The sequence below is a fragment of the Parabacteroides gordonii MS-1 = DSM 23371 genome (genome assembly GCF_000969825.1).
Lineage (GTDB): Bacteria > Bacteroidota > Bacteroidia > Bacteroidales > Tannerellaceae > Parabacteroides > Parabacteroides gordonii.
In genome coordinates this window covers 1-13,181 of sequence record NZ_KQ033921.1, presented here as the reverse complement: position 1 = coordinate 13,181, position 13,181 = coordinate 1, and the positions used below count along the sequence as shown (strand labels likewise).

7 protein-coding genes are annotated in these 13,181 nt (G+C 40.0%); 1 reads left to right on the top strand and 6 read right to left on the bottom strand.

Annotation, left to right across the window (positions count from 1 at the left end; translation table 11 throughout):
* Window positions 1-11: 11 nt before the first annotated feature.
* The 4 genes from HMPREF1536_RS24385 to HMPREF1536_RS28300 form a co-directional block, all read right to left on the bottom strand.
* Entirely contained in the window at window positions 12-1,784 is a 1,773-nt protein-coding gene (locus HMPREF1536_RS24385; protein WP_028726857.1) for a SusD/RagB family nutrient-binding outer membrane lipoprotein, read from the bottom strand.
* A 15-nt stretch (window positions 1,785-1,799) separates the two neighbouring features.
* Window positions 1,800-5,162, bottom strand: coding sequence for a SusC/RagA family TonB-linked outer membrane protein (locus tag HMPREF1536_RS24380; protein WP_028726856.1), 3,363 nt, complete (start codon window positions 5,160-5,162; stop codon window positions 1,800-1,802).
* A 439-nt stretch (window positions 5,163-5,601) separates the two neighbouring features.
* Window positions 5,602-5,823, bottom strand: coding sequence for a DUF3874 domain-containing protein (locus HMPREF1536_RS28490; RefSeq protein WP_157395709.1), 222 nt, complete (start codon window positions 5,821-5,823; stop codon window positions 5,602-5,604).
* Complete coding sequence (locus HMPREF1536_RS28300) at window positions 5,739-5,990, bottom strand: hypothetical protein (RefSeq protein WP_028726852.1); 252 nt, start codon at window positions 5,988-5,990, stop codon at window positions 5,739-5,741. The genes HMPREF1536_RS28490 and HMPREF1536_RS28300 overlap by 85 nt, the downstream gene beginning before the upstream one ends.
* A gap of 320 nt (window positions 5,991-6,310) precedes the next feature.
* On the opposite strand from HMPREF1536_RS28300, the gene HMPREF1536_RS24370 reads away from it, so the two are divergent.
* On the top strand, window positions 6,311-6,958 hold the full coding sequence (locus HMPREF1536_RS24370) for an HU family DNA-binding protein (RefSeq protein ID WP_028726853.1): 648 nt from the start codon (window positions 6,311-6,313) through the stop codon (window positions 6,956-6,958).
* Between the two features lie 238 nt (window positions 6,959-7,196).
* Here the strand turns inward: HMPREF1536_RS24370 and HMPREF1536_RS24365 are convergent, their stop codons facing one another.
* Together HMPREF1536_RS24365 and HMPREF1536_RS24360 are read right to left on the bottom strand one after the other, a co-directional pair.
* Window positions 7,197-9,065, bottom strand: coding sequence for a SusD/RagB family nutrient-binding outer membrane lipoprotein (locus HMPREF1536_RS24365; RefSeq protein WP_028726854.1), 1,869 nt, complete (start codon window positions 9,063-9,065; stop codon window positions 7,197-7,199).
* A 30-nt stretch (window positions 9,066-9,095) separates the two neighbouring features.
* Window positions 9,096-12,536 carry a SusC/RagA family TonB-linked outer membrane protein gene (locus HMPREF1536_RS24360; RefSeq protein WP_028726855.1) on the bottom strand — a complete coding sequence of 1,147 codons (3,441 nt, stop codon included), beginning with the start codon at window positions 12,534-12,536 and terminating at the stop codon, window positions 9,096-9,098.
* Between the last annotated feature and the right edge of the window lie 645 nt (window positions 12,537-13,181).

Genomic DNA, 13,181 nt, shown 5'->3' with positions numbered 1-13,181 from the left:
GCTAATGTTTATTACAATGCATTACCATTATGGTTCTCAGCAGCAGTGGTACGGGTTGTCCACCATACCGGAGTATCATATGTATTCTTATGAGCTACTTTTGCAAAGTTTTCGCCATTGTTAGTCAACTCGCTGGACGGATAGAACATACGTTCTTGGAATACAACGTTAGGAGTAGCAACAAATGGCAGTTCACCATCAAAGTCTTTTACCAATCGACGAGCTTCATTGTAAATCTCATACGGATTCATGATGTTCATATGGCAGAACTTCTGGTCGAAAATGAATTTCAGTTTATCCTTTGTTGAAGCTAGACCTGCAAACTTGTTAGCTGCCAGTTCTTCATAATCAGCCAAATGATCTTCATCCAACTCCGGAGCTTTAGCCTTTGCCTGAACGTACAGAATACTCGGCAGAGAAGATTCGTTATAGCTCATTGTTTTATTAACATTGTAATAAAAACGAGTAGAAGCATCGATTGCTTTCTTGATACATTGTTTAACATCAATACTACCGAATTCACCCGGCCAACGTACAGCTGCTTCTACCAATAACAGGTTTGTTTCTGTTGATCCCATTACCGGAAACTTCATATCAAAATTGAAATAAGTACGACGATTGTACATTGCTGGAATACGTTCTGGATTCCATGTATTAGTAACCACATCATTAAAATTATACATGTCAGTCAATTCTTGTGTTGTATAATATTTAGGAAGTTCCGCTTCTGCTTCTTCTATAGTTAACGGCAAGCCTATATAACGTCCGTGGATATCTGGCTGGAACATAGCATACAGACGTGGATCAAAATCGTGACGAGTAATACCGTTTTCATCACCTGGTTGATATTCATAATTCATGATATCATTAATGATTGTAGCCGGTGCACCAGATTCGTATCCGCGTTCATCAACACCACGGAAGAAAGTCAATTCGAATGCATGCGTTTTATCCTGTTCTTCAAAACCTAGATCATGCGAATATTCGGTCAACATACGGTTTTCTGCAACCAACTCCTTGATCGTTGAAACGGCTACATCTGGTTTTGCATGACATAGACGCATTGCCATACGTAAACGCAAAGAATTAGCCATACGAATCCATTTGTCCAAATCACCGTTACACAGAAGATCTACAGATGAGAATTTCGACTTTTCTGCTTCTGTATGGAATTGATATGCACTTAAATCTTTTGCTGCACTTTTCAGAGTTTCCATGATACTCGTGTAAATCTCTTCCTGTGTATCATATTTAGGATAGAACAATTCCTGAAAAGCACCACCAGCTTCCGAATAAGGCATATCGTCGTACAAGTCTGTTGCACGCTGGAACGCATAAGAACGGATAATATCGCTACAAAGCATATACACCTTGTTTTGCTCCTGTTCCTCTTCCGTCATGTCAGCATACAACAATTTCATACCACTGAGCTCCTTGCTGTAATTTGTACAAGTCTGCGTGAATATAAATTCATTAAACGGAGTACCTGACCATCCATCCCACGGACGGACAATCGTATTGTTTTGGGTTCTGTCCAAATATAACGGGCTGACACCTAATCCCAGCATCTTGCCAAAACCTCTCATATAGTGGAAAGTAGCACCATAGTCATACCGGAATAGATGTCCTTTTGTCTGGGCAGAAGCAAATAGCAAGCTGAAGTCGGCTTCTGTCAACTTATCCGGATTATAAAATTTCTCATCCAGCGTGTCACACGACACCATTGCTCCGGTTACGGCAACACCTAAAGCCAAGCTGGTTATGTATTTTTTAATTGTATTCATATTCTGTTATCTGATTTAGAATGAAACATTAAGACCCAAACCAAAGCTGCGAACACCCGGGATGCTGGTAGCCTCTGTAAAGGAGTTAGTACCTTGTGTAGATTCCGGTGTTACATTCGGAATTGCCTTATAGATATAGCACAAGTTGTTTGCAAAAGCATTGATACGTGCACTTTGGATCTTGAACCTTGACAGGAAGCTTTTCGGCAAATTGTAGTTAAACGACAAAGAGCGCAAAGCTATATAATCACTTTTATAAATTTGATCTTCACTCAAATCCATACCACCCTGCCAATATAACTGACTATAGTATTGTTCAGCAGTGATCAGTTTTTCATTTGTCTTTCCATCACTAGTAACACCTGGAGTGATCACACCATCATGTAAGATGAACGGATAGAATGAATCTGCAGGAACGGCTGCCGAATGGCTATCTAACTTGATTCTCTCACCAGCTGTATTTACATAATATGGTAGACCGCCACGAGCTTCATCGCGATACTTCAATGATTCAACACCGGAACCGTTACCCAACAAATACATATTTGTCTGCGAAATCATGGTTGCACCGAACTGGAAGTCGAATACAGCGCTCAATGAAAAGTCTTTATATGAAAGGCTGGTTGTGAGACCACCGACAACATCCGGGGTAATCTTACCTACTTTGATCATCTGTGTTTTATCAAAGTCCCAAACACCGGTTCCCTGATTAACAATACGGTTACCATTGTCGTCACGCTGATACGGATAAATATAGATTTCACCGTATTCACCGTTAGGAATGCTTCGAACAGAGGCACCTGTAGCACCCCACATATCCAACTGGTTAATACCTTTACCCAACTTCTTTACTTTTGTTGAATAATTAGCCAAATTGAATCCCACTTCCCAAGTCCAGTCTCTAGTCATGATCGGCTTTGTATTCAGAGAAAATTCAATACCGCTCTGGGCGATATCACCCGCATTCATACGAACCTCTGTCAAACCGGAAGAAGAAGGCACTGTCAACTTCGTAATCTGGTCATAAGTATTATTATGGAAGAAAGAGAAATCTACACCGATACGATTGCCTGGTAAAAATGCACCCTCCAAACCGATTTCATATTCACGCTTACGTTCAGGTTTCAAGTTAGGAACCGGGAATCCTCCATTAGCAGAAGCAAAGTCTGCCGGTGGCAAATGATCCGGTAAAGACATGGTCGGTTGTCCGCCATAAGCTCCTAATGAAAAGTCTACGTTCCCATAATAACGGGGACCTGGACGACCTACGTCGGCCCAAGAAGCACGTACTTTACCGAAATTTAAACTCGGGATCTCAAATGCTTCTGTAAAAATCCATGACAAGCTGGCACCCGGATAGAAATAATGGTTATTTTCTGGAGGAAGGATAGAGGACCAGTCGTTACGAGCCTGGATTTCCAAATAAACCTGATTGGCATAGGCCAATTGAGCAGAAGCAAATACGCTCAACAGCAGGTCATTGCCACGAGAGCGACTGGAACGTGGTCCGAAATCTTCTCGGGTATTACTCAAAGAGAACCAGTTTTCAAGAGCGAATGTTTCCGCTACGTATTGTTCCTGATAATCTTCTTTATTATACTTTACAGCACCACCGACCATCGCTGACAAATCCCAGACTTCATTGAATGTCTGATTATAGTTGAAAGAAGACTGGCCGTACATAATCATGTTACGTTTGCTTGCAACCTGATACCAGCCTTGCTTATTCTCGTAAGACAAAGGTTTGCTGACATGCTGTTTAATCTCCTGATCTGCTACAGTCCAGTCAATACCACCCAGTGTATTCCAGGAGAACTTATCATTGAATTTGACATCAACGTTCAACGATTGAATCAAGTGATTACGGTCATAGTCATTTGAATTGCGCAACTGTGACCAATAATAACCAGCAATATAATTTGTGTAAGGAGCCATCTGTGTAACAGATTGGTTCATACTGAAATAATTGTAACCTTCATCTGTCAGATACGTGTCTTTGATCAAGTTGACATCCTGTTCGCGTGGAAAACCATACGTTGCAAAACTTTGCATGGCATACGGAGCATTATGATCTTTCGTATTTGAGAAGTTGGTGTTCATCTTCACCTTAATCCAGTCGTTTGCTTTCAGATCCGCAGCAAAACTGAATGAATGGGCTTTGTTGTCGGCACCATAAGAGATTGCATTGTAATCACGGTAGTTATACGATAAACGGAATGAACCTAAATCACCGCCATTACTCAATGCAAAATTCACATTAGTCTGACCACCTGTGCGGTACAAATCCCTTTGATTATTTTTCTGTGCAGAATAAGAACGATACTGTCCATCCCACCATAACAACTGGCGACCATCCAAGCGCGGACCGAAATTATATTGGGAACCTCTCCACAATGACTCAACTGGCTGTCCTGTATTCGGGTCAGTCATAGTATAGAAACCGTCTTTAGAGATTTCTTTCAAAGCAGCAGTACCAGCACTCGAACCAGTACCGAATTCATTCTGCAACTCAGGTAAGTATGCAGCTACATTCCAGGAATGGTTGATCCCGAAATCAATGCCTAAGCCTTTTTTACCACCGGTTTTAGTTGTAATCAACATAACACCGTTAGCACCTTCCGAACCGTATAGTACGGCAGCTTTAGCACCTTTTAGAATTTCGATGGAAGCAATATCTTCCGGATTGATGTCATTTAGACCTGTACCATGGTCACCACCGGTACGGCTATTACCAGACTGTCCGGTATTTTCATCATGAATAGGAATTCCATCCACAACAATCAACGGACGGGTAGAAGAGTCTTCGGTCAAAGAAATAGCATTACGAACCTTAATGTTCATACCACCGGAAGGACCTGAAGCAGTAGATTGCAACTGTAAACCAGATGTTTTACCATACAGAGCCTGCATAGCATTCATCGGCGTACCGGCTTCTGTTAGCTCTTCGCCTTTTACACTACTTACAGAATAACCTAACGCTTTCTTTTCGCGTTTAATACCCAAAGCTGTTACAACGACCTCATCCAATTTTTGAGCGTCTTCAGCCATTTTTACTTTTAAATTCGGTTGACCTGTATATTTGATTTCTTGGGTGGAATACCCGATAAAAGAAATTTGAATAACGTCACCGCTTTTTACTCCTTCCAATGTGAAATTACCGTCCATGTCGGTAATCGATCCATTAGTTGTTCCTTTCACTACAACAGATGCTCCGGCTACAGGACCGAATTCATCTTCTACTGTTCCCGTCACTTTCCCGTTTTGCTGGGAAATGCTAGTACTTGGCATTGCAATAGCCGTATCCGCAAACACATACCCAGGGAATCCCAAAGTACCGGCTAATAGCAATAAGCCTACAGGCTTAAAGTTTTTCAACATAATTGATGGTTTTTATTGAACATAAAATAGACATTGCTTTGGCGAAACAATGGTCTTTCCTAATTCTCTTTGGATATAATTTTCAGCAATTATTTAGTACTAGGCATTTTTTTAGTTGGCGTTTAGCCATAGTTCTAAAAGAACTAAGGCGATTTTAAGGATAAGCAATACTGAATATCAAGGTGTTATGTTTTATCGGATACATATATTAACAGTATTAAAAACAGTCATACATGTACTTTTTTACGATTTTTGAAGCTATTTTGTTAGTAAATATTTATTAACTGATTGGGAGAGATTTGTAGCTGGAGCGATTTTGCCTTAATTATGTAAATTTTAGTAAAAGCCGAGTCATCAGTCGTGATTGGTTGTTTAATTGATTGATGGATAGGGATGTACAAGGTGACGCCGTAATGTTAAAATAGCGTCACCCTTTGTTTTACGGAAGTTCGATTACGTGGTAGTAATTTCCGGTTTTAGTATGTTTCTTTACTACATTATTTTTGAGTAATATTCTACCGAACATAGCCATGTTGCGAATACCGGATTTTATTTTACTCCGTTGCTCGATGCGTCTCAATATTTCAGCAGCAGGAAGTAGTTCACCTTCCTCTCCGGGTTCCGGTAAACGGAAATATTGAAAAAAGAGTTGTTCTTCCACCGGCGTTTGCTGGAATTGATGATTATTCCGGGCATTGTATAGCACAATTCGTCCTGCAAAGCAATAATATGTTTTGCTTTGCTACTGTCTTTTATTAATTCAGCCAGACTTTCCAGGCTGATCGCTCTGGGTGTTTTTAAATTTGCACTGAATAATGTTGCTTTCATATCACTTTTCTTTTTAATTATTTTGCTCAAAGATAGCTACCGAAATACTGGTTTGGTACACTTGGAAGTCGATCTTTATCAGGATGATAATGGTTAATTCTTCTATTAAAAAGATAAGCGGGAGCTATTGTATTTCTACCGGATTTTTGTACCTTTGGTCCTATATTCTAAATATTTCTATCATGGTAAAATATATAGTTGACCAAGGTCAAATTAAAGTTTTACCAAGGTAGAATATATAGTTGACATTGGTCAACTATTTAATGAGTCCTTTCTTTTGCATTAAAAGCATATAGGGAGAACAATAAAAGCACACTAGTATGACAGCAGTTTACAAAATGGAGAAGAATCCGCCGAAAAAGGGTTCGGGTAAAAAAATAGTATTGCATCCCCGTATTATTCCCTGGGGTACGCTGAACACCGAAGCGTTGATAGAAGAGGGCTCCAAACGCTCCACTTACAGCAGAGGCGATCTGAAGGGTGCTGTCCGTCTGATTGCGGATATGCTGACGGAAAAACTGGAGGATGGTTATAATGTTTATTTGGACGGGATCGGTTATTTCAGTGTCTCACTACGTTCGCGTCCGGTGGAAGACAAAAAAGAGTTGCGTAGTGAGTCGGTTCATTTCAAAAATGTCAACTTCCGTTGTTGTGCCAAGCTGAAGAAGGCCCTGAAAAATATTCCTCTGGAGCGTTACAAAGAGCCTAAAAAGACTGATTTTTCACAGGAAGAAAAAGAAAGGCGTCTGTTATGGTATCTAGAACGTCATGCTTATATTACCACGATGGGGTATCAGGGGCTGAATGGTTGTACGCAGTATATGGCCCGTAAGGAGTTGAAACAGTTTGTGGCGGAAGGTATTTTAATAGAAGATGGAACGAAGAGATTATGTATCTATACGAAGCGGCCGGAGCCGATAGAATTGCCGGATAATTTTGTGGTTGATTCGAATGTTGGAGATATGTAAAGTATATGGTAAACCGGGGTGGGTGACGCTGTTTCAGCCCGGTAGCGTCATCGGGTTGTGCATTGATTGTTAACGGATTGCCATGCTTTGATGATGGGGTGACGCGAGATAGAGTAGTTTTAACTCGCAATAGACATTGTTGCCATTCGCTACAGTTGGCCGCTATCTACACAAAAGCCACCTGAAACAATGTCCAGATGGCTTTTTTAAGCTATAATGATTTTTAATCAGATTACAATTAATAATTCGGTCCTTCACCATAATTAGGGGCACCGGCATCCTGCCATACTCTTTCACGATTCAGGATAGAAGGTTCAAGACTGGTTCCACCTGTAAAGTTCTGAGACTTCAAAGACGCAATCTTGATCTCATACATTTTATCTGTCTTACTAGGTATGCCTATTTCCAATCGACGGGGCACTTCGGTGTTCGGTCCCAGCAGTTGCCAGGGGATTAATGTACTGCTGACTTTAGGAATACCCGAACGGCGTACAGCAACAAACTGGTCAGATGGCTGATACATGAAATGTATATACTCCTGTATATAAACCTTCTCCAACTGTTCTTCCCTAGAGCCTGTTAATTGATAGTCCGGATTGGCCAGCATCGTTTCTATTTCACCATCTTTCAACTCGATAGAGACTTCATTAGGATCATATCCATAAGTCGTACCATAATATGGGATCTGATTTAATCCGGCCCAACGGTCGTAAGATTTTACAGAATATTCAACACCTTTAGAGAAATAGTCTTGCGCCGAGGACGGCAGGTTTGCACCCAACAACTTAAATTCAGCCAAATACAGATAAACCTCACCAGAAGTCATATAGAAACCATACCATGCATGATTTTCCTTATCCTGGATAACCGGACCGTCAGGAACAACAGGAACAGTATATGTTACGTTTCCATGGCAGTTTTCCTGTTGGAAGATGGAATAAGGGGTAAATGTTTTTTCTGCAGAAGCACCAACCAGTTTATAGCGGTTCTCATCGAAATAGTCACCATACTTAGCAGTCTGGTTAGCAGCACCTATGTCGGCAGGTATACCATAATAACGTACCCAAGGTTCACCTGCGCCTTTCCAGCTTTTAAACACTTTCTTTCCATTCTCCATTTCAGAGTTTACATTTGCTTCGATGTAAGCCGGAACATCTTTTCCTGCATCATAGAAAGCTTGTACTACTTTTGAGTTGAAGTGATTCTTGGTATAGAAGAAACGTACGCGAGGGTCTTCGTTCTTAATAAGGAAGTCTGCTACCTCTTTTTTAGGAGCTCCAAAACTCACTGTATTACCCGGATTGAAATGATAGTCTGTGATTCCTTTGTTAAAAATAAAGTCATCATCTGTTCCGCTTAATACACCAGCCGGACTTTTGGCAACCTCTTCAGCAATAGCTATCGCCTTGGCTTTATCCTGTGAAAGCAGGCGAACTGCAATTTTCAATTTCAAAGAGTTAGCCAGCTTAGCCCACTTGGCGATATCTCCGGCATATACCATATCCTGACTACCGGGGAATGTTTGTGCCACAGCAGGAGTTGTTGTCAAAATATCGATAGTATTATTCAACATATCTAACCAATTCGTATACATCTCTTGTACTGTATCGTACTTCGGTGTCAACAACATCGGATTTGTGTAGGGGGCCATACAAGCTTCCGAGAACGGCATATCTCCATAGCCATCAGTATCGAACATCCCCAGATAAACGATCAACGGATCCAGCAATGTACGTACGTATTGATATTTTGCAGCTTCCTCCGGGCCTAAGTCGTTCATTACCTTGTCCATTTCGCGAGCAATCTTCAACACGCTATAATTCTGACTTCCTTGTCCTCCTGTCTGATCCATACGGTTGTACAATTCCGTATTACCACCTGTGGGAACGAATGCCTGTATAAATTGTGCATAGTATTTACCGTTATAAAACCAGAATGTATAATCGGCCGGTTCAAAATCGTGTACTCCCTGAGCAAACAAATAGGAAAGTTCCCCTTTACTCACTGTACTTGGATTGGTGTTTATATCTGCAAAGTCGTCTATGCAACTTGTTGTAAACAATGTTGCACCGATCAATGTTGCAGTTAGTAATGATGTATATTTCATATTTCTTGTTATTAAATTAATGTGACAGCATTAGAAACTTGCATTTATATTGAACATATAACTAGCTGTGAATGCCGAGAAAGACGGACAACGGAATTCTGTAGTCTTTGTACCACGTACAGATTCCGGATTTTCATGGTTAGGCATTGTGTTCAACAAATATCCCAGGTTACGTCCGGTAAGTCCGAGGCTAAGAGATTTTGCTCCGATCTTACTTGCTATATTAGAAGGCATACGGTAGAAGATACTTACTTCACGCAATGCGATATAGTTCAGTTTTTTAACCCAGCTGTCATTTACAACACCTTTTCCCCAGCCATTTCTTTGTAATGTCCATGTTGAAGCATGAGTCGGCTCGATAAGTCCTTTTTCATATAATGATTGGTAAGTTTCTCCACTACCTCCTACTGTATAAACAGAACCATCTGCCTGTTCGATCGCTGTTCCTGAAGGGAATATACCATCCGGAACATAACCATCCGTATAAGTTAATCCGTCGAATTTACTTGTCCATGTAATACCGCCATGTTCAGCATCACGATAATTCAAGGAATTTTTAGTTGTACCCACAGCATCACCATAACGGCTACCGTAAGAAGCAATATATCCACCGAAACGCATATCCATCGATATATTTATCGAAAGATTTTTCCAGGTAACACCGGTTGATACCGATCCGAGGAAGTTAGGAACGATAGAACCTATTTCCTTTTCTTCTCCGTCACGTAAAGCATAAGCATAACGTCTTGTTTTGTCGTAAGCCAACACTTCTTTGCCGGTAGCTTCATCAATCTTAGGGAGTTGACTTGAAACCAATGTTCCATATTCTTTTCCTACTTTAGCTACCGATTTGATATTAGCATAGTCACCGCCACCATTAGTCAATGTAATATAATCAGCGACATCCGGATGTAATTCTAGGATTTTATTACTGTTTTTAGTATAGGTAAAATTCAAACTCCATTCCCAGTCCTTGTTTTTGAAAGGAATAGTATTCAACGCTACTTCAACACCCTTATTTTCAATATTACCGGCATTGATCAGCTCACTATTGATACCGGATACAGACGGTACGGCAATCTCCATGATCTGGTTTTTAGTATTTTCTTTATAGTAGGTTGCATCAATTCCGATACGGCTATCCAGAAAGCGCCAATCGATACCAATTTCCCATGCATTTTTGCGTTCCGGTTTTAAGTTCAACTCCAACGCTTTATTTGGGATACCCAAACCATAAATATAACTATTAGAGAACTGCCACTTATTTAATGTATAGCCCTGGTTGATGTAATAAGGACTTGTATCATTACCTACCTGTGCCCAAGATCCGCGGATCTTGGCAAATGTGATCCACTCCGGTAACTTATCACGGAATGTTTCATTAAGTAACCATGAACCTGAAATTGACGGATAGAAATAAGAGTAATTACCTGTTTTGTTCGTGTAAACCAAAGCCGAAGACCAGTCGTTACGTCCGGTTATGTCCAGGAAGAGTTGGTTTTTCCAGCTACCGCCTATTTGAAATGCGACAGACATCATTCTTTTGGTACCTTTTAGCTCTCCACTGAAATTGGCCAGGTTCTTACTATTTCCGATAAAGAACTGTCCGGGAACGGTCAGTCCGCCCTCCGTATTTTCAGACATACTTTGCTCCATTGTGTTATAATATTCACCACGCAAGAATCCATGTACATTGAAATCACCGAAAGTCTTATCACCGGTAAATGTTGCATTCAGGTTTGTTTGCTCTTTAGTGTACTGGTCCATAGCATATTTACCGCCCTCATTAGCGTAGCCGGTACCCAGTTCTTTGTTTTCTGCCCGTTTATAGTAATAGTTCATATTACCTTCAGCTTTAAACTTCAACCAGTCCAACAAATCCACACTAACGTTCAATGTCGGACGCACACTTGTCTCTTTCTGAGTATAATTGTTTTCATAAAGCTTAAACCATAAATTATGAGCCGGTGTTGAACCATATTTGTCTCCATAAGAATTGCTGGCCGAACCACCATGATCTCCTTTATATTTATGACGATAATAGTCTGAATCGTATGAACGTCCGAAACCATCATCGAATGAATAAATATTAGAGGTGAAATATTGGCCGATCGCATAAGGGGAGTTCTTCGGCATTGAGTTAGCGAAACTCATAGATGCTTCAACTGTTATTTTATCCGTGATCTTATGACTGGCTTTTGCTAAAGCAGACAGACGCTGGAATGAGTTATTCGGCAATGTACCATCTGCATATTTATAAGATAAAGAAGTATAGAATGTTGTCTTTTCATTTCCTCCTGATATAGATACATTGGTATTGGTATTGAAGCCTAAGTTATATGCATCTTTATAATTATTTTTAACAGGACTGTATGTTGTCATTTCATGATCATAGCCTTCAATAGGGCTACCGTCGAAACGAGGTCCCCAGGCATTACCAGCCCAGTTTCCAGGTTGCAAGAAAGCATGTCCCCCATTCGCATTCCTGTAAAATTGATTCATGGTATCAAACTGATAATAGTTACCGTTTGCATCTTTATCACCATAAGTTACATAGCCGGCAGGCGCACCGTCACCATATATATTCTGTAAATCCGGTTGTTTATAAACGTAGTCTATGCCGAGAGTCTGAGAAAAATTAATACCCAGCCCTTTACCGGCTTTACCACTTTTAGTTGTGATAACCACCGCACCATTCAATCCTCGAGAACCATATAAGGCTGTTGCAGCTGCACCCTTCAACACGGAGATAGATTCAAAATCATCCGGGTTCAAGTTTTTCAATTCATTTCCATAGTCTTTAATAATCCCTTCGTCCCCACTATTACCGGCTTCTTCTCCGTTACTGACATTGTTATCAAGAATAATTCCGTCAACAACATAGATTGGCTGGTTGTTTCCGCTCAATGTAGAGGCACCACGAATTTGGATTTTAGTAGAACCAAACATACCACCATCTGAATTGGAAATTTCAACACCGGCTACTTTTCCTTGCAGAGAGGCTACCGGACTAATAGTATTAGCTACTTTAATGTCATCCCCCTTTAATTCTGTCACAGCATAACCTAAAGCTTTCGATTCACGCTTCATACCTAAAGCTGTTACAACTACTTCATCCAGCTTTTGTGTGTCTTCTGCTAGTTTAACCTGAATAGCAGGCTGTCCTGTGTACTTAATCTCTTGAGTAGTGTAACCGATAAAAGATATCTGTATGATATCTCCGCTCTTTACACCTTCCAATGTGAAATTACCGTCCATGTCGGTAATATTACCATTGGTTGTTCCTTTCACTACGACAGATGCTCCGGCAACAGGGCCGAAATCATCTTCAACTGTACCTGTGACCTTCCCGTTTTGCTGGGAAACACTTGTACTTTGCTTGGCTGGTACTAATTCTGCATACATGCCTTTCGGTAAACACAATGCGCCAACAAGCAAAATAAAGCTAACTGGTTTAAAGTTTTTCAACATAATTGATGGTTTTAAAATTGAAGAAGTGTTATTTTTGGCGTTATAAGCACTTCTAAATTCATTTTGATACTAAATTTAGAGCCCTTTAGGATTAAAGCCTACGTGAAATGGCGTTTTTAATAGCTTTTAGTTCTAAAAGAACTAAGGTGGATTTTTCTAAGTAAATATTATGTTTATAAACGCTAATTCGCCATCGTGTAAAAATACATATGCTACTTATTACTAGCCGTTTATGCCAAATCTAAACGGCTGATGAAATAGTATTTAACAAATAAAGCGAGTGAATTGAGATAAGTACTTTTTGGGCGTTATTCTAGTTAAAAGTAGAAGCTTTAGAGATGTTAATAAAAAAGTAGAAGTAAAATAAACACAATAAATAATGTAAGGCAATTTAACATATCCTTTAAGATTCAAACGTTGATTTAACTTAATATCGATTGATTATTGTTAGCCAATGTGTTAAAAACGAAATCGCCTGATATTTTTTTGACGAAAAATAACACTGAGTAATAATTATTTCATATATTTGTCGCGGATATAAAATGTACAGAGTTCTTTTAGAACTATGGCTAAACGCCAACTAAAAAAATGCCTAGTACTAAATAATTGCTGAAAATTATATCCAAAGAGAATTAGGAAAGACCA